Annotated in this window: 17 protein-coding genes and 1 pseudogene; 12 read left to right on the plus strand and 6 right to left on the minus strand. The window is 68.8% G+C overall.

Going from position 1 to position 17314, the window contains the following annotated elements:
- Positions 1-181: 181 nt before the first annotated feature.
- The 4 genes and pseudogenes from MKK63_RS10115 to MKK63_RS10130 all read left to right on the plus strand — a co-directional run.
- Positions 182-1162, plus strand: coding sequence for an ABC transporter ATP-binding protein (locus MKK63_RS10115; RefSeq protein ID WP_244001225.1), 981 nt, complete (start codon positions 182-184; stop codon positions 1160-1162).
- Positions 1159-2139 carry an ABC transporter ATP-binding protein gene (locus MKK63_RS10120; protein WP_244001227.1) on the plus strand — a complete coding sequence of 327 codons (981 nt, stop codon included), beginning with the start codon at positions 1159-1161 and terminating at the stop codon, positions 2137-2139. Before MKK63_RS10115 ends, MKK63_RS10120 begins: the two co-directional genes overlap by 4 nt.
- A 110-nt stretch (positions 2140-2249) precedes the next feature.
- Positions 2250-2429 carry a hypothetical protein gene (locus MKK63_RS10125; RefSeq protein ID WP_244001229.1) on the plus strand — a complete coding sequence of 60 codons (180 nt, stop codon included), beginning with the start codon at positions 2250-2252 and terminating at the stop codon, positions 2427-2429.
- Between the two features lie 12 nt (positions 2430-2441).
- Positions 2442-2738 (plus strand): annotated as a pseudogene (locus MKK63_RS10130) (DUF3829 domain-containing protein); the annotation flags it as partial.
- A gap of 31 nt (positions 2739-2769) precedes the next feature.
- Here the strand turns inward: MKK63_RS10130 and MKK63_RS10135 are convergent.
- Positions 2770-3213, minus strand: a complete 444-nt coding sequence (locus MKK63_RS10135) for an MEKHLA domain-containing protein (protein WP_244001233.1) — start codon at positions 3211-3213, stop codon at positions 2770-2772.
- 651 nt (positions 3214-3864) lie between these two features.
- On the opposite strand from MKK63_RS10135, the gene MKK63_RS10140 reads away from it, so the two are divergent.
- Complete coding sequence (locus tag MKK63_RS10140; RefSeq protein ID WP_244001235.1) at positions 3865-4566, plus strand: ParA family protein; 702 nt, start codon at positions 3865-3867, stop codon at positions 4564-4566.
- A 4-nt stretch (positions 4567-4570) separates the two neighbouring features.
- On the opposite strand, the gene MKK63_RS10145 is transcribed toward MKK63_RS10140, so the two are convergent.
- Positions 4571-5956: a M20/M25/M40 family metallo-hydrolase gene (locus MKK63_RS10145; protein WP_244001237.1), complete on the minus strand. Its 1386-nt coding sequence runs from the start codon at positions 5954-5956 to the stop codon at positions 4571-4573.
- Positions 5957-6336: 380 nt separating this feature from the next.
- On the opposite strand from MKK63_RS10145, the gene MKK63_RS10150 reads away from it, so the two are divergent.
- The 5 genes from MKK63_RS10150 to MKK63_RS10170 all read left to right on the plus strand — a co-directional run bounded on the left by MKK63_RS10150 (position 6337) and on the right by MKK63_RS10170 (position 10979).
- Complete coding sequence (locus MKK63_RS10150; RefSeq protein ID WP_244001239.1) at positions 6337-6861, plus strand: (2Fe-2S)-binding protein; 525 nt, start codon at positions 6337-6339, stop codon at positions 6859-6861.
- Entirely contained in the window at positions 6858-7865 is a 1008-nt protein-coding gene (locus tag MKK63_RS10155) for an FAD binding domain-containing protein (protein ID WP_244001241.1), read from the plus strand. Before MKK63_RS10150 ends, MKK63_RS10155 begins: the two co-directional genes overlap by 4 nt.
- Positions 7866-7872: 7 nt before the next feature.
- Positions 7873-10125 carry a xanthine dehydrogenase family protein molybdopterin-binding subunit gene (locus MKK63_RS10160; protein WP_244001243.1) on the plus strand — a complete coding sequence of 751 codons (2253 nt, stop codon included), beginning with the start codon at positions 7873-7875 and terminating at the stop codon, positions 10123-10125.
- A 195-nt stretch (positions 10126-10320) separates the two neighbouring features.
- On the plus strand, positions 10321-10758 hold the full coding sequence (locus tag MKK63_RS10165; protein ID WP_244001245.1) for an EamA family transporter: 438 nt from the start codon (positions 10321-10323) through the stop codon (positions 10756-10758).
- Between the two features lie 65 nt (positions 10759-10823).
- On the plus strand, positions 10824-10979 hold the full coding sequence (locus MKK63_RS10170; protein ID WP_244001247.1) for a hypothetical protein: 156 nt from the start codon (positions 10824-10826) through the stop codon (positions 10977-10979).
- A gap of 11 nt (positions 10980-10990) precedes the next feature.
- Here the strand turns inward: MKK63_RS10170 and MKK63_RS10175 are convergent, their stop codons facing one another.
- The 4 genes from MKK63_RS10175 to MKK63_RS10190 all read right to left on the minus strand — a co-directional run bounded on the left by MKK63_RS10175 (position 10991) and on the right by MKK63_RS10190 (position 14791).
- Positions 10991-11158: a hypothetical protein gene (locus MKK63_RS10175; RefSeq protein ID WP_244001249.1), complete on the minus strand. Its 168-nt coding sequence runs from the start codon at positions 11156-11158 to the stop codon at positions 10991-10993.
- A 558-nt stretch (positions 11159-11716) separates the two neighbouring features.
- Positions 11717-12397 (minus strand): glutathione S-transferase family protein, encoded by a 681-nt coding sequence (locus MKK63_RS10180; protein WP_244001251.1) that lies wholly within the window; start codon positions 12395-12397, stop codon positions 11717-11719.
- Positions 12398-12470: 73 nt separating this feature from the next.
- Complete coding sequence (locus MKK63_RS10185; RefSeq protein ID WP_244001253.1) at positions 12471-13952, minus strand: M48 family metalloprotease; 1482 nt, start codon at positions 13950-13952, stop codon at positions 12471-12473.
- A 5-nt stretch (positions 13953-13957) separates the two neighbouring features.
- On the minus strand, positions 13958-14791 hold the full coding sequence (locus MKK63_RS10190) for a thermonuclease family protein (protein ID WP_244001255.1): 834 nt from the start codon (positions 14789-14791) through the stop codon (positions 13958-13960).
- A 566-nt stretch (positions 14792-15357) separates the two neighbouring features.
- On the opposite strand from MKK63_RS10190, the gene MKK63_RS10195 reads away from it, so the two are divergent.
- Positions 15358-15765: a helix-turn-helix domain-containing protein gene (locus tag MKK63_RS10195; protein WP_244001257.1), complete on the plus strand. Its 408-nt coding sequence runs from the start codon at positions 15358-15360 to the stop codon at positions 15763-15765.
- 258 nt (positions 15766-16023) lie between these two features.
- Positions 16024-17202 (plus strand): methionine adenosyltransferase, encoded by a 1179-nt coding sequence (gene metK / locus MKK63_RS10200; RefSeq protein WP_243921977.1) that lies wholly within the window; start codon positions 16024-16026, stop codon positions 17200-17202.
- Positions 17203-17314 lie beyond the last annotated feature (112 nt).

Raw genomic sequence — 17314 nt, forward strand, 5'->3', positions numbered from 1 at the left:
CTTCCCGGGCGTGGCGCTCGCCGGGCTGGTCATCGCCATCAACCTTCTGGGGGATTGGCTGCGCGACGCGCTCAATCCGAAGCTGCAATGATGGTGGATGTGATCAAGTGCGAGCCGGCCACCGCCGCGTCTCCCTCCCCCGCAGAGGGGGGAGGGAGGGCGCGTGGCAGGTCCAGACATCATGACCGAAACCATCCTTTCCGTGCGCGACCTTACGGTCGCGTTCGACACCCGCCGCGGGCCGCTCACCGCCATCGACCGAGTGTCGTTCGACATCGGCCGCGGCGAGATCCTGGGCGTCGTCGGCGAGTCCGGCGCGGGCAAGTCGGTGACCGGTTCGGCGGTGATCGGGCTGATCGACCGGCCGGGCCGGATCGCCGGCGGCGAGATCCACTTGCGCGGCGCGCGCATCGACAACCTTTCATCCGAAGCGATGCGGCGGGTGCGGGGCCGGCGCATCGGCATGATCTTCCAGGATCCGCTGACCTCGCTCGATCCGCTGTTCCGGGTCGGCGACCAGATCGTCGAGACCCTGCGCACCCACACCGACCTGTCGGGCCGGGCCGCCCGCACCCGCGCCATCGATCTGCTCGCCGAGGTTGGCATCCCGGCGCCCGAGCGGCGGATCGACGGCTACCCGCACGAATTCTCCGGCGGCATGCGCCAGCGGGTGGTGATCGCGCTCGCGCTCGCCGCCGAACCGGAGCTGATCATCGCCGACGAGCCGACCACGGCTTTGGACGTCTCGGTCCAGGCCCAGATCATCACCCTGCTCAAGCGCCTCTGTCGCGAGCACGGCACCGCGGTGATGCTGGTGACCCACGACATGGGCGTCATTGCCGAGGCGGCCGACCGGGTTGCGGTGATGTATGCCGGGCGGGTGGCCGAGATCGGCCCGGTCGCCTCGGTGATCGCGAAGCCCCACCATCCTTATGCGGTCGGCCTGATGGGGGCGATCCCGACCCTGTCGCAGGAGGCGGACCGGCTCAGCCAGATCCCCGGCTCGATGCCGCGGCTCACCGCCATCCCGCAGGGCTGCGCCTTCAACCCGCGCTGCCCGAAGGTGTTTGCGCGGTGCCGCGTCGAGCGGCCGGAGCCGATCCCGGTCGATGCGAGCCGGGTCGCCTGTCACCTCTACGATGCAGCGGAGCAAGCGGCGTGAGCGCCTACGTCGAAGTCACCGACCTGCGCCGGCTGTTCGATGTCTCGAAACCCTGGCTCAACCGGGTGATCGAGCGCGAGCCGCGCAAATTCCTCACCGCGGTGGACCGGGTCGGCTTCGCGATCGAGAAGGGCGAGACCTTCGCGATCGTGGGCGAATCCGGCTCCGGCAAGTCGACCGTGGCCCGGATGGTGGTCGGCCTGCTGCCGCCCTCGGCCGGCGAGGTGACGATCACCGGCGTGTCGATGACCGACCCGCGCCAGGCCGCCGCCCGACGACGCCTGCGCGCGCGCATCCAGATGATCTTTCAGGATCCCTACGCGTCCATGAACCCGCGCTGGCGGGTCGGAAAGATCATCGCCGAGCCGATCCGGGCCTTCAACCTGATCCACGGCGAGGGGGCGATCCGCGCCCGGGTCAGCGAGCTGCTCGGCCTCGTCGGGCTTCACGCGGATGACTCAAAAAAGTACCCGCACGAATTCTCAGGCGGCCAGCGGCAGCGGGTCGCCATCGCCCGGGCGCTGGCCAGCCAGGCCGAGTTTCTGGTCGGCGACGAGCCGACCTCGACGCTCGACGTCTCGGTGCAGGCGCAGATCCTGAACCTGATGCGCGACCTGCAGGACCGGCTGGGGCTGACCTACCTGTTCATCTCCCACAACCTCGCCGTGGTCCGCCACATGGCGACCCGGGTGGGGGTGATGTATCTCGGCCGCCTCGTGGAGGTCGCCACCGCCCAGGACCTGTTCGCGGCGCCCCGCCATCCCTACACGCGGATGCTCCTCGACGCGGTGCCCGACCTCGCCCATGTCGGCCGCGCCCGGGTGCCGGTCTCCGGTGAGATCCCGAACCCGATCGATCCGCCCCCCGGCTGCACCTTCAACCCGCGCTGCCCGCTGGCGAACGACCGCTGCCGCACCGAGGTGCCGCCCCTGCTCGACGGCGTCGCCTGCCACGCCGTGCACGAGGGGCGGGCCTGACGGCCTTCCATAAACGCAGGGTCGGAATCCACGTTCCGGCGTCGAATCGTGGTCCCTAAGTCGCTGGCCGGCTAAACCGGTCGCACGAATCGGGGGGACGCAACCGGCCCATGAAAGCGACGACCTGGGTGATCCTGACCGCGCTACTCGCCGGCTCGCCGGTTCTCGCGCAGACGCCGGTACCGGCCCAGCAGACGGACAAGCCCGGCGTGAGCCTCGAACAGGCTACGATCCGCAAGCTCAACGCCTATGTCGTACTCCTCAACCGCACCCTGCGGGCACAGGAATAGCTCAGCCGCTATCGAAGCTGGGTCAACATGAAGACAGGCCCGACGGGCCGTGAGCGCGTCATCCATGGCCTCTACGGGCTCTACGATAGGCGCGTCGAGATTGCGAAGGCGGAAGCCGCGACGGCGCAGCCACCCGCGATGCCGGAGCCCGATGGCGCCATCAAGCGCTACATCGCCGCCTATCAGGCGTCCGCCCCGATCGTGACCGAGGCGGACGGCTATTGCGAGCGGCAGGATTGCCGGGCCGACAAGAGGGAGCAGGGCAAGTTAATCACGACCGCGCAGAGCGCCGCGATATCCTTGCGGTAGCGCGCCGGGCGGGTTCCGAGGGGCGATCCCGTTACGCGTCGCGCCACTCGGAAAACGTCGCCGCCTGCCCAACCGTCACGCCGTTGCGATCGAGCTGCCAGACCACCGCTCGCTCGATCCAGAAGCGCCGTCCGTCCTTGGCGATGCGCAGGCCGCGATAGCCGCGGGTGAATCCGTCCCGGGTTACGGCATCGAGCAGCCGCTGGCGCTCGGCGCGCTCGGGCGCTTCCGCCGAGAGCCGCGAGGGCAGGCCGACGAGTTCCTCGCGGCTGTATCCGAAACAGACCTGTGCGGCCTGGTTGGCGTAGACGAAGCGCGGATCCGCGCCTCCGTCATGGGCCAGGACCGCGAACGGCGCCTGCCCGTAGAGCCACGCCGCGGCCGCCCCTTCGTGCACCAGCGGCGTGCCCAGACGCCGCGCATAGCTGCCGGTGAGCACGGCGAAGAAGTCCGGGTCGTGCGAGAGGTCGGTCATGGCGTGCCGGAAAGGGGGCGGCCCAAGCGGCCGTAGATCATCCGGATGCAGTCGGACCCGGTTCGATCGCAGCGTGCAGCGGTGATCCGCAACCGCGGCTGCTGACACATACGTTCTCGTCAACACATCAGATGCATCCCCTAGATTTTGTGGCCGTACTCGTTTTCACGATCTTTGGATAATATAAATCTTTTGGATAAGTAAGATGCTTGGCTCAATAATTGACTTGGAATTTGATTTAGAATGTATCGCGTATTGGTTGAGCGGGTTGACGAACTTGCATCGGTGACGTTATAGACCAATCAGTATCGGTGCTGCGATGGTCAGGTCACCGAGGTTCCGTGAGCGCGGGTCACGGTCTTCAAAAAGATCACGGTCGGGCTGGGATTGATGTTCTGCCGGTCTCGACCCGGGCGCTTCTCTTTCCACGCTCTTGATTCGATCCGAGGGCCGGCCGCCGGCCTCAGGGTGTTCACAGTCTCGTCGTCATGAAGTCCGGAATACCATCATCGAAGCGGGATCGCGCGTGCGCGAGTCGCCGAGCCGGGGCCGCAGTTCGGGCTCCGGGACACGGCTGCCAAAATCCGGTGGATGGAGGCGGCGGTTCCGCGATGGCACGTCCGAAACACAGGCGATCGACAGGTGGGATGCATGGATCCTGAAGGATCCGGGATCGAGCCCGAGACCTCGGCCCAGCCAGCCGTTCGGCCGCTGCGGATCCTCGCGATCGCCGTCCAGAAGGGTGGCACCGGCAAGACGACGCTGGCCGCTTCCCTGGCGGTCGCCGCCGCGGAGGCGGGCGAGCGCGTGGCCGCGCTCGATCTCGACCCGCAGAACTCACTGGCGGGCTGGGGCGCCCTCCGGACGGAGCGATCCGTCGCGGTCGATCGGGTCCAGCCCTGGGAGATCGGGCAGCTCCCGGCGATCCTGGACCAACTGGCCGAGCAGGGCACGACGCTCGCCGTCCTCGACACCGCCGGTAGCTCCGCGGGGCTGGCGCCGGCCCTGAAGGCGGCCGATTTCGCGCTGCTGCCGGTGCGGCCCTCGCGGCTCGACATCGTGGCGGCGCGCCCGACGCTCAAGGCGCTGGTCGGCCTCGGCCTGCGCGGGCGGCTGGCCCTGGTGCTGAACCAGTGTCCGCCGCTGCCTTCGCCACGCACCAGCGCCTATGCCGAGCAGTTGCACGGGCTGGGCGTGCTGGCGGAGCCGAGCATCATCCACCGGGTCGACCACCAGGACGCCCTGGCGACAGGCCTCGGTGTGACGGAATACGCGCCCGGCGGCCCGGCCGCCGAGGAGATCCGGGCCCTCTGGGCCTGGATCGACGCGAAGATGCGGGCGACGGCGCGCTGAGGCCTTAGCCCTGGCCGAGGGCCGTGAGGATCCGCGCCCAGGAGCGCGTGCCCTTGTGGAAGCTCGTCAGATCGTACTTCTCGTTGGGCGAGTGGATCCGGTCGTCGTCGAGGCCGAAGCCGATCAGCAGGGTGTCGCGCCCGAGGATCCGCTTGAAATCGCCCACGATCGGGATCGAGCCGCCGGCCCCCACGGTCACGGCCGGCACGCCCCATTCCTCGGCGAGCGCGGCCTTGGCGGCGCCGAGCTGCGGCATGTCGAACGGCAGGGTGATCGCCCGCGAACCCTTGTAGGTGATGACCTCGACCCTGCAATCGGCAGGGATCCGTGCCCGCACGAAGGCCTCGAACGTCTCGGCCAGCCGCTTCGGGTCCTGATCGTCCACGAGGCGGAACGAGACCTTGGCCGAGGCCGTGGAGGCGATCACGGTCTTGGTGCCCTCGCCCGTGTAGCCGCCGATGATGCCGTTGGCGTCGCAGGAGGGGCGCGACTGCACCAGCTCGATCGGCAGCCGGCCGCGCTCGCCCGCGGGCTCCTTCAGGCCGATCGGACCGAGCAGCGTCTCGGGCGTGAGGCCGAGGCCGCGCCACTGCTCCAGAACCTCCGGCGGGCGCTCGTGTACGCCCTCGTAGAAGCCCGGGATCGTGACCCGCCCGTCGTCATCGTGCAGGTCGGCGATGATCTTGGACAGCACGTGGATCGGGTTGCGCGCCGCGCCGCCGAAGAAGCCCGAATGCAGGTCGCGGTCGGCGCAGGTGACCGTCACCTCGAAATACGCGAGGCCGCGCAGCGACGAGGTGATGGCCGGGGTGGTGCGGTTCCACATGGTGGTGTCGCAGACCAGCACCACGTCGCAGCCGAGTTTCTCGCGATTGGCCGCGACCCATTCGGGCAGGCCCTGCGATCCGCTCTCCTCCGCGCCCTCGATCAGGATCGTCACGCCGCAGGGCAGCTCACCGCTCATGGCAATATGGGCCCGGCAGGCCTCCACGAAGGTCATCACCTGACCCTTGTCGTCGGAGGCGCCACGCCCGACGATCTTTTTTCCGCCCTGTCCGTCGTCGGCGATGTGCGGCTCGAAGGGTGGCGTCGTCCAGAGGTCGAGGGGATCGACCGGCTGCACGTCGTAATGGCCGTAGAACAGGACGTGCGGCGCCCCGGGCTTCGGCTTGTGGGCCAACACCACCGGGTGGAGCGACGTCTCCTCCACGGAGGTCTCGAAGCCCAGCGCCGTGAGATCCTGGGCCAGCCAGGCGGCGGCCTCCCGGCACGGGCCGGCGAAGGCCGGATCGGTGGAGATCGACGGGATCCGCAGGAAGGCGAACAGCCGCTCCAGGGCGTTCTCCAGATCGGCGTCGATGTCGTTGAGGATCGCGTCGAGCGCGGCCATCGGGGGCTCCGGGGTTTTCTCGCGGGACGAGGGTTAGCCGAGGCGGGGTGCGGGCGGCAATGTCGGGCGGCCGATGGATTGGATCTGGAGCCGCTGCGCGGCGCGTCTTGTGCTGGATCCCGGGTCGCATTCCGCTGGCGCGGCATGCGCCCGGGAGGGGGCGTCGCGCTTCATGTTGCACTGTCGCCTTGCCCGGACAGGTGGAGTGAAACGGAACCTCATCCGGGATCCAGCACACGAAGACGTCGCAGAGCGACACCGCGTCCCCACGAATCCGCAGCCACAGGCGTCCGATCCGAGACCGAGAATCGCTGCCCCGGAACGGGCGCAGATTGGAACGGTTATCGACAGAACCCGCCGCCCCGCACCATGGACACGCCATGCGCCTTAAGAACCAGCCGCCCGTGTCGGCGGATACGCCCATTGGCATCATGCTCACGATCAACGGGCAACGGCGCGAATTGCAGGTCGCCCCGTGGACCACGCTGCTCGATCTGCTGCGCGAACGGCTCGATCTCACCGGCACCAAGAAGGGCTGCGACCACGGACAGTGCGGCGCCTGCACGGTCCTGGTGAATGGCACCCGGGTCAATTCTTGCCTGACCCTCGCCGTGATGAAGGACGGCGCCGAGATCACCACGGTGGAAGGCCTCGCCGGCCTCGGCGACCGGGCGGGCAGCAACGCCCTCCACCCGATCCAGGAGGCGTTCATCGAGCACGACGCCTTCCAGTGCGGCTACTGCACGCCGGGCCAGCTCTGCTCGTCGGTGGGCCTGATGAACGAGGGCCACGCCCACACCCGCGATGAGATCCGCGAGGCGATGAGCGGCAACATCTGCCGCTGCGGCGCCTACACCAACATCGTCGACGCCATCGAGGACGTCATGCAGGGAGGCGCCCGATGAACCGCTTCGATTACGTCCGCGCCGGCACAGTGGCGGAGGCGGTGCAGGCTTTTGGGGCGGGTGCCCGCTTCATCGCGGGCGGCACCAACCTGATCGACTTGATGAAGTACGACGTCGAGAAGCCGGGCCGGCTGATCGACATCACCCGCCTGCCCCTCGACAGGATCGAGGCTCACGGGAACGGCCTGCGGATCGGAGCGCTCGCCACCAACGCGAAGGTGGCCTACGACGACCGCGTCGCTGAGCGCTATCCGTTGCTGCGCAACGCCATCCTGGCCGGCGCTTCGGCGCAGCTGCGTAACGCGGCCTCGACCGGCGGCAACCTGCTCCAGCGGACCCGCTGCTACTACTTTTACGACACGGCCACCGCCTGCAACAAGCGCGAGCCCGGCTCCGGCTGCCCGGCGATCGGCGGGATGAACCGCATCCACGCGATCTTCGGGACGAGCGAGAACTGCATCGCCACCCATCCCTCCGACATGTGCATCGCGCTGGCCGCCCTGGAGGCCACCGTGCAGGTGAGCGGGCCGCAGGGCGACCGCTCGATCCCGTTCTCGGAGTTCCACCGCCTGCCGGGCGACGCGCCCGAGACCGACACCAATCTCGCCCCCGGCGAGATCATCGTCGCGGTCGACCTGCCGGAGAGCCGCTTTCCGCAGCACTACACCTACCTGAAGCTGCGCGATCGCCTGTCCTACGCCTTCGCGCTGGTCTCGGTGGCGGCGGCCCTGGAGTTCGACGGCGACCGGGTGAAGACCGCGCGCCTCGCGCTCGGCGGCGTCGCCCACAAGCCCTGGCGCAACCGCGAGGCCGAGGCCCTGCTCGAAGGCAAGTCCGCCACGCGCGAGAGCTTCCAGGCGGCGGCCGACCTGATCGTGTCCGAGGCGAAGCCGCAATCGGAGAACGGCTTCAAGATCGATCTCGCCCGGCGAGCCATTGTGCGCGGCCTCGAACAGGCCGCTGCCGGCACGCCCCAGTCGCTCAGCGACAAGCGCATCCAGTAGGCCCGCCATGACCCAGACCTTCAGCTCCACCGGCCGCGACACCTTCGTGGGCACCCCGCGCAGCCGCATCGACGGCCCCGCCAAGGTTACCGGCCTCGCCAAATACGCGGGCGAGTTCGCCGCCCCCAACCTCGCCTATGGGTACGTGGTGTCGAGCGCCATCGCCAAGGGCCGGATCGCGGCGATCGACGCGACCAAGGCCGAGGCGGTGCCGGGCGTCCTCAAGGTGCTCACCCACGAAAATCGGCCGCGCACCGCGTGGCGGGACAAGAACTTCCAGGATCAGGTGGCGCCCCCCGGCTCGCCGTTCCGCGCCCTCTACGACGACCTGATCGCTTTCAGCGGCCAGCCGGTCGCCCTGGTGGTGGCCGAGGATTTCGAAACGGCGCGCTACGCCGCATCACTGGTCCACGTGACCTACGCGGCGCAGGAGCCGCGGACCGACCTGGGGGCTCTGCGCGGCACCGCCTACGACCCGCCGGGCAAGCGCCAGGGCATCAAGCCGCCGCCGAAGCCCTGGGGCGACGCCGACGCGGCTTTCGACAGCGCACCGGTCCGCGTGCAGGGCGCCTACAGCCTCGCCGACGAGCACCACAACCCGATGGAGCCGCATGCCTCCACCGTCGTTGTGGAGCAGGACGGGACCTACACGGTCTACGACAAGATCCAGGGCGTCTCGAACAGCCACCAGTATCTCACCAACGTCTTCGGCTTGAAGCCCGATCAGGTGCGGGTGCTCAACCCCTATCTCGGCGGCGGCTTCGGCTCGGGCCTGCGCCCGCAGTACCAGCTGTTCCTGGCGATGCTGGCCGCGCAGGAGCTGAAGCGCTCCGTCCGCGTGACCCTGACCCGCGATCAGATGTGGAGCTTCACCTACCGGTCCGAGGCGCTGCAGACGATCGCGCTCGGCGCCGAGCCGGACGGAACGCTGACGGCTCTGCGGCACGACGCCGTCCAGGGCACCTCGCAGTACGAGGATTACCAGGAGGTCGTCGTCAACTGGTCGGGCGTCCTGTACAAATGCGACAACGTCGCCCTCGGCTACCGGCTGGTGAAGCTCGACACGCCGACGCCGGGCGACATGCGCGCCCCCGGCGCGGTCACCGGCGTGTTCGCCATCGAAACCGCCATGGACGAACTCGCCTACGCGATCGGGATGGACCCGATCGCGCTGCGGCTGAAGAACTACGCCGAATCCGACGCCACCGCCGAAGGCAAGCCGTTCGGCTCGAAGGAGCTGCGCCGCTGCTTCGCGCTCGGCGCCGAACGCTTCGGCTGGGCGAAGCGTAAGCCCGAGCCGCGCGCCACTCGCGAGGGACGGGAGCTGGTCGGCTGGGGCGTAGCCACCGGCATCTGGGAATCGATGATGATGCAGTCGAGCGCCATCGCGACCCTGACGCCGGACGGCCGCCTGACGGTCGGCAATTCCACCGGCGACATCGGCACCGGCACCTACACGATCCTGACCCAGATCGCCGCCGACACGCTCGGCCTGCCGATGGAGTCGGTCACCACCAAGCTCGGCGACACCCGCCTGCCCGAGGCTCCGGTCGCGGGCGGCTCATGGACGGCGGCTTCCTCGGGCACCGCCGTGATGAAGGCCTGCCGCACCGTCGGCGAACAGGTGTTCAAGCTCGCCCGCGCGATGGAACACTCGCCGCTCGCCAATGTCGATTTCGATCGGGCGGTGTTCGCGGACGGCCGCATTGCGGTCGCCGGCGATCCGGGCCGCAGCGTTGCCCTGGTGGAGGTGCTGCAGGCGGCAGGCGTCGACAAGGTCGAGGCGGTCGAGGAAGCCGGCCCGGACAAGGACTTCAATCAGGCCTACGAGGCCTACACTCATTCGGCGATCTTCGCCGAGGTGAAGGTCGACGAGGAACTGGGGCAGGTTCGGGTCACACGCATCGTCTCGGCGATCGCGGCCGGCAAGATCCTGAACCCGAAGACGGCGCGCAGCCAGATCCTCGGCGGCGTGGTGATGGGGATCGGCTCGGCGCTGGAGGAGGAGTCGATGCTCGACCACCGGGTCGGCCGGTTCATGAACCACAATCTCGGCGAGTACCATGTGCCGGTAAACGCCGACATCTACGACATCGACGTGATCTTCGTGGACGAGGAGGACAAGGCGAATCCGCTGGGCGTAAAGGGCCTCGGCGAGATCGGCATCGTCGGCACCGCGGCGGCGATTACCAACGCGGTGTTCCACGCCACCGGCAAGCGGGTGCGTCATCTGCCGATCACGGTCGACAAGCTGCTGTGAGGTGCGGGGGCGGAGGGCCGCTTCGTGGAAGGTGTGCGGGATCCGAGATCAGGTTCCGATGACGCTCAACCTGTTCGGGAAAGGGCGGCGCAGAATGAATCGCGCCGCCTTCTTCCGGGCGCATGCAGGATCAGCCGAATGCCACCCGGGGCTCAGCGTAAGGGCACGCTGCATAGCGGCGCTCTCTGAAAGCCCGTGAGCCACCTGCTGCAATCCTGGCGCTTCTGGGCGCTCGCCGCCGCGGGGTTCGCGGCGCTCACCGCGATCCTCGCCAAGCTCGGCGTGTCGGGCGTCCCGTCGGACGTCGCGACCCTCGTGCGCACGGCGGTCATCCTGATCTTCGCCGGCCTGATCGTCGTCGCCTCCGGGCAGGCGAGCGGGCTGGCGCAGATTTCCGGCCGCAGCCTCGTGTTCCTGATCCTGTCCGGGCTCGCCACCGGGGCGTCCTGGCTGTGCTACTTCCGGGCGCTGTCGCTGGGCGATGCCGCCCGGGTCGCGCCCCTCGACAAGCTCAGCGTCGTGCTTGTGGCGATCCTCGGGACGAGCCTGCTCGGCGAAACGCTCAGCCTCGCCGCCTGGACCGGGGTCGCTCTGATCGCCGCCGGGGCCGCCCTCGTCGCCTCCGGCTGGTGACGCCGCACACCGATCCGTTAACCCGACCGGCGCATTCTGGCGGTGCCTCGTGCAAGGGGACCGCCATGGATTGGCTCTACCGCGGCTTCGAGACCTCGCTCCTCGGTCTCGCCCTGTGTCTCGGACTCGCGGCCTGCCTGACGCTGGGCACCGACAGGTCGCCAAGCGGCGCACTCGCCATCACGCTGCCGATGCTCACGGTGACCGCCCCCGCGCCCTGAGGCGCCTCCCCTCATGCCGCGTTCCGCACGGTGTAGCTGTAGACGCCCGCTCCCAGCCCGAGGAACAGCAGCAGCCCGACGATGAGTGCGGGGCCGCCGCTCGACTCCGCGACGAGCGCGAGCGGCGCATCGTGTCCGTGACAATGGGGTTGCGCACCCAGTTCCGTGAAATCCTTCATCTCGACTTAGGTACGAGTTTGCGTTTTTTGAAAAACAACGATCTGACATTTTCTACTGGTCGCCGATTGCGATTAAATGATTTATCGGAACGACCATAAAAACATTTTGGATTTGAAGGCTGCCCATCGAAAATTATGGATCCGAAAGGTCAAGACATGTCGCGGTTCCAAGGCGGAGCCCTGGAACCCCTCTCAGCGCTTTGCCCCGCGCACCCCGCCAAAGGGCGAAGCCCCAGCCCTTTCAGGGTGTTTGCGGAAGCACCGGGACACTGGCAAGCGCGCTCTCCTCTCTTGGCGATCCCGGGCTTGCCCGGGATCGCTCAAGCTTGCGGGGAGGCGTTGGAGGTGGTGCACAAGGCACCGGAACGCTCCATCCTGCACCACCCCCACCCCCGACCCCTCCCCGCAAGGGGGGAGGGCAAATCACGGTTCTCTTTCAATACCGCAGAGTCACGAATTGCGATCCTTGCAATCGGCCCGAACACCTTGGGGGGGTTGGGCGAAGCCCTTTGACGATCCCGAATCGGAGGTTGGCCGGGCTCGGGGATCGTCCGTCCGTCAGGCGGCGGTCTGGGTGGCGCGGAACATGAAGCCCCGAGCTTCGTCATCCATCTCGGCCTTGAACGTGTGGCGACCCTTCAACGCTTCCGCCGCCTGGGCAGCCGGCCGGGCGTTGATCGCGTCGAGAAGACGCTTCACGTTGGGCATGTCCTTGAAGGCCTCATCGCCGAGCACGAACGGCACCATACGGGCCCAGCCCCACACCGCCATGTCGACGATCGTGTAGGTCTCGCCCAGCACGTAAGCGCGGTCCTTCAACTGCTGGTCGAGGACGCCCCAGTGACGGCGCGCCTCGTAGGTGTAACGCTCGGTGGCGTAGGCGCCGCCATCCCGCGCGAAGTGGCGGAAATGCACGCACTGACCCGAGAACGGCCCGATGCCGGTGGCCACGAACATCAGCCAGGACAGCATCTCGCCCCGCGCCGGCTCGCCCTCGGGCAGGAACAGCCCGGTCTTGCCCGCGAGGTAGAGCAGGATCGCGTTCGAATCGAACACCGTCACGTCGCCGTCGACGATTGCCGGCACTTTCCCGTTCGGGTTGATTGCCGAATAGCCGGGGTCGAACTGCTCGCCCTTGCGGGTATCCACCGGCACCGTCTCGTAGGGGAGGCCCATCTCCTCAAGACAGAGGGCGACCTTCATGGGGTTGGGGCTGAGATTGTAGAAGAATCGAATCACGGCGCTCTCCCTGAACGATCCCGGAAGAATGTCCGGGGCCGCGCGCGGCACAAGCCGCAACCGCGCAGGGCGGCTATTCGGTCACGATCTTGTAGCTGCGGCCCGGCACCAGCGCGGCGCCCCGTTCCAGTCCGTTGAGGACGAGGAACCGGTCGAGCGCCCGATCGGGCACCGCCATGCGGCGGGCGAGTTCCTCGGCGCTGGTCGAGGCCGCCTGGACTACCTGCAGATGCAGGGGGCGCAGCACCGCCTCATCGGGGGAAATCGCCCCGAGGGTCTCGGTCCAGCGGCGGAAGGCCGGGTCGGGATCGGTCGCGCCCTTGGCAGCCATGATCATCCGGTAGGTCGAATCGCCGATCCGGATCGCCGCGAGGCGGAAGGTCCATTCCTTGCCCCGCGACAGCGCGAAGGCGGCCGGGTGGCCGGCCACCTCCCGGGTCTCGAAGCCCGCCGGATCGAACGCGTCGTTCCAGCTCGCCTTCAGCACGGCGTCGAGGGGCTGGCCGTCCTTGGCTTCGATCTGGTCGAACAGCAGGCGGCGGTTGCCGTCCGTGGTCGTGCCGAGGACCGCCGAGCGGGTGTTCTCGAGGGCGAACCCCTCCGGCACCTCGAACGCGATGCCCAGCCCCGGATGGATGAAGCGGTGCCCCCGCACGGCCCCGTCGCGCGGGTTGTCGCCGTAGGCGAGCCCGTCCACCGCGGCGAGGTAGGCGGCCCGGTCGTCGGTGCCGATGCCCGGCGCGCCGATGCGGCGGGCTGCCCGGGTGACCTGGGTGATGCGCTCGGCCGTGCCCGGATGGGTCGCCAGCATGTCGGGCTCGGTGGCGCTGTTCGCCTTCAGCCCCGTCGAGCGGTTGAGGGCGGTGAGGAAGCGGCCGGCCGCGAACGGATCGTAGCCGGCCTTGGCCAGCGTGCGCACGCCGGTGGCGTCGGCTTCCAGCTCTTGCTCCCGGGAGAAGCGGGCCAGGGCGAAGCGCGACTGGCTCTGAAGCTGCGCGCCGGTATCGGGATCGTTCAGCACGTCCCGCACGACCCGGCTGACCAGCGCCGAGCGCAGTTCCAGCTCGCTGCGGGCGGTGGCGTGGTTGAGGGTCACGTGCGCCATCTCGTGCGCCAGCACGGCCGCGACCTCCGAGGTGTCGCTCGCCAGCGCCACCAGCCCGCGGGTGGCATAGAGCCGCCCGTTCGGGAGCGCGAAGGCGTTGACCACCGGCGAATCGAGCAGCGTCACCACGTAGCTCTGGTCGGGCCGGTCGCTCGCCTTCACGAGGCGGTCGGTCACCTCCGTGAGCATCCGCGTCACGTTGGGCGCGCGGGCCTCGCCCCCGAAGGAGGCCACGAGCTTGAGATGGTCGGCATCCGCGACGCGCTCGCGGCCCGTCGTGCGCGGCGCCTCCACAGGAACCCGCACCACCGCCGGCTGAATGGTCGCCGTGGTCTGGTCGGCCACGCAGGCACCCAGCAGGATGCTGGACGCCACGGCCGCGGCACAGGCTGCCGCCGCCTTGCGCGGGAAACGTCCCGCCCCCCGAAATTCCCCCGAGATCCCGCCCATCGCGATCAGCGCCGCAGCCCCCGTTCCGTCTCCGGGCCGGCCTCGGGCCGGTCCGCCTCGCTGAGGACCTCGATGGCGTCGGCCCCGGCCTCCAGGGTCGGACCGCGCCAGATCTCCAGGATGCCGCGCACCCGCACGGTCCGGCCTTCGAGCGAGGCCGCACTCAAACCACGGGCACGCACCATTCGCCAAGTGCGTTTCGATACCGTCACCGTGAGCGCGTCCGCGCCCCGGGCTCCGAAATCGAGATAGGTCCGGGCGCCGCGCTCGCCGACATGGCGCAGCCGGCCCTCCACCACGACGAAGCGCCCGGAGAACGCGCGGAGCGCCGGGCCGTCGGTTGCCGCCGGGAGCGGCTCCCGCCACAGGCCGCGGCGTTTGGCCTGCGCAGCGGCCTCGACCAGACGCAGGGCCGGGCGGCACAGCGAATCGGCCTCGTTCGCGTCGGCAAAGGCGAGACCTTCGCCGATCAGCCCGCCCGCGAGATCCGTGTCGCCCTCCGCGACCTGGATGTCGGCCCGCTCCCGGCCCCAGCGATCGGGCTGCCCGCGGGGCATCACCGTGAGTCCGCTAACCCGCCGGGCCTCAAGCCAGCCCCGCGCCGCGGCGGCGGGTTCCGGGGCGTCCGGCCAGCGCAGCGAGTCAAGCACCGCACGGCCCCCCGAGGCGAGGCGGATCTCGCCCCGGAGCCCGACGCCCGCCAACACCTCGGCGCGCGCCGGTCCCGCCATGCAATCCGCCACACCGCCTCGCGGTGCGCCCCGCACGGAGGTCACCGTCGCCCACGCCGCCAGCAGCGCGGCCCCGATCCGCTTCGCCGCGCCCACCGTACCGCGCATCCGACACCCCGGGACATCATGCGCCGTGAAACGCGCCTGTCCACCCGGGCGTAGTTGGCCTGCGGCGGGGGAAATGCTATGGAGCCTGCGGTTGTCTCCGTAGCTCAGCTGGACAGAGCACAGGTTTCCTAGACAGGTTCAATTGGGCGTCGCATCGGGAAACCGCGCGGCGGATCCGCTCAAAGTCGGGGAAAGCTTCCGGCGCCGGCGCCTCACCGCCCGGCACCCTGCCGATCCCGAGCCAAGCCCGCCCGGCGCACCCGCGCCTCGCAGGAAGGTGTAGAGACTAGACGGGCGGCACCTAAAGGCCGGGCGCGAGTCCGGTCCAAGGTGAAGGGATAGTCCAGACCACGAACGCAGCCCTCGGGGTGCGGCGGCGAAAGCCGAAGTGGTATGAAACCTGGGGTCGCAGGTTCGAGCCCTGCCGGGGACGCCATCCTTTCCGGTCCTAAGGTGCCGCACAGCCGGATCCTTCACCTTGTCGATCGCCCACCGGTGACAAGATCGCCGGCGCGCGCTAAGCTTTGCCGCCAGGAATCGTGGCAAGGGGGTGGGCGAGCTTCTTCATGGCGGGTCAGAAAACCGATCAGCGCGACGTCTATGTCGGGCAGCGCATCGCTGAGCAGCGGCGGAAGGCATCCCTCACGCAGCGCCGCGTCGCGCAAAGCTTCGGTATGTCTGCCGCCCAGCTCCAGAAGTACGAGAAGGGCACGAACCGGATCAGCGCCGTCCATCTCGACATCTTCTCCCGGATGACCGGTGTGCCGATGGACTATTTCTTCAAGGGCATGCCGCGGACCGATGACTTCGTCGCCCCCGGATTCGGCGAGCGCGAGCAGGCATCCCTGTCCGACAGCGGGCTGAAGGGGCTGGCCGAGGTCGTGGGTCGCCACATCATCGAGAATTGCTCCGAGGAGACCCGCCGCGACGTCGCCGACGCGATCCGCGCCCTGGAGAGCAAGCTCGGCAACTAGAACGGTGCTCCGACAGGCATCATCGGCTTTGGCAAAAAGCTGAGCCCGAGCGATAACTGACAGCATCGTGTCGATTGCGATTTTCGACACGATGGACTCGGTATTCAGCACCGGCCGTTTTTCCACTCACATCGTCCGTTATAGCGGATCCGTTCGGCAATCCGTCTTGACCGGACTCGGGTCGGGTGCGAGAACCCCGACCCAAACTAGGGTCAAGCGCCGCGATCGCGCAGGCGTGCTCTGCAGGCGAGGCCGTCCATGCCGCGTTCCAACTACCTGTTCACCAGCGAGTCCGTCTCCGAGGGGCATCCGGACAAGGTCTGCGACAGGATCTCGGACACCGTGGTCGATGCCTACCTGACGGCGATGCCGGAAGCGCGGCTCGGGGTTGAGACGCTGGCCACCACCAACCGCATCGTCATCGCCGGTGAGGTGCGCGGGCCGGACTCGGTCACCTTCAAGGATCTCGAAGCCCTGACCCGCGAGGCGGTGAAGGATATCGGCTACGAGCAGGCCGGCTTCCACTGGAAGAACAACGACGTCGCCATCCACCTGCACGCCCAGTCGGCCGACATCGCTCAGGGTGTGGACGCCGCCGGCAACAAGGATGAGGGTGCGGGCGACCAGGGCATCATGTTCGGCTACGCCGCCGACGAGACGCCCGAGCTGATGCCGGCCCCGATCTTCTACGCCCACCGGATCCTCAAGGACCTCGCCGACGCCCGCCGGGCCAAGCAGGGCGATGCCGCCAAGCTCGGCCCCGACGCCAAGAGCCAGGTGACGGTCCGCTACGAGAACGGCCGCCCGGTCGAGGTGACCCAGATCGTGCTCTCGACCCAGCACCTCGACGAGTCCCTGGACTCGGCGGATGTGCGCGCCATCGTCGAGCCCTACATCCGCAAGGCCCTGCCGGAGGGCTGGGTCAACGAGAGCACGGCCTGGCACGTCAACCCGACCGGCAAGTTCGTGATCGGCGGCCCGGACGGCGATGCCGGCCTCACCGGCCGCAAGATCATCGTGGACACCTACGGCGGCGCGGCGCCCCACGGCGGCGGTGCCTTCTCGGGCAAGGATCCGACCAAGGTCGACCGCTCGGCGGCCTACGCGGCCCGCTACCTCGCCAAGAACGTCGTGGCCGCCGGGCTCGCCCGCCGCGCGACGATCCAGCTCGCCTACGCGATCGGCGTGTCGAAGCCGCTCTCGATCTATGTGGACCTGCATGGCACCGGAAACGTGGACGAGGCCAAGCTCGAGGGCGTGCTGATGGACGCCCTGGACCTCTCGCCCCGCGGCATCCGCACGGCGCTCGGCCTCAACAAGCCGATCTACGCGCGCACCGCGGCCTACGGCCATTTCGGCCGCGCCCCCGAGGCCGATGGCGGCTTCTCCTGGGAGCGGACCGACCTCGCCGACAAGCTGAAGTCGGCGCTGGCCTGAGCCTCGCGCAATCTGGTTTCAAAAGGTCGAGACCTTTTGCGGGTGCAGGGCGGAGCCCTGCTGTCGGGCTCAGCCCTGACGACCCGCCAAAGGGCTCGCGCCCGTTGGAATC

Origin of the sequence: Methylobacterium sp. J-088 (assembly GCF_022829295.1) — a bacterium.
Taxonomy (GTDB): domain Bacteria; phylum Pseudomonadota; class Alphaproteobacteria; order Rhizobiales; family Beijerinckiaceae; genus Methylobacterium.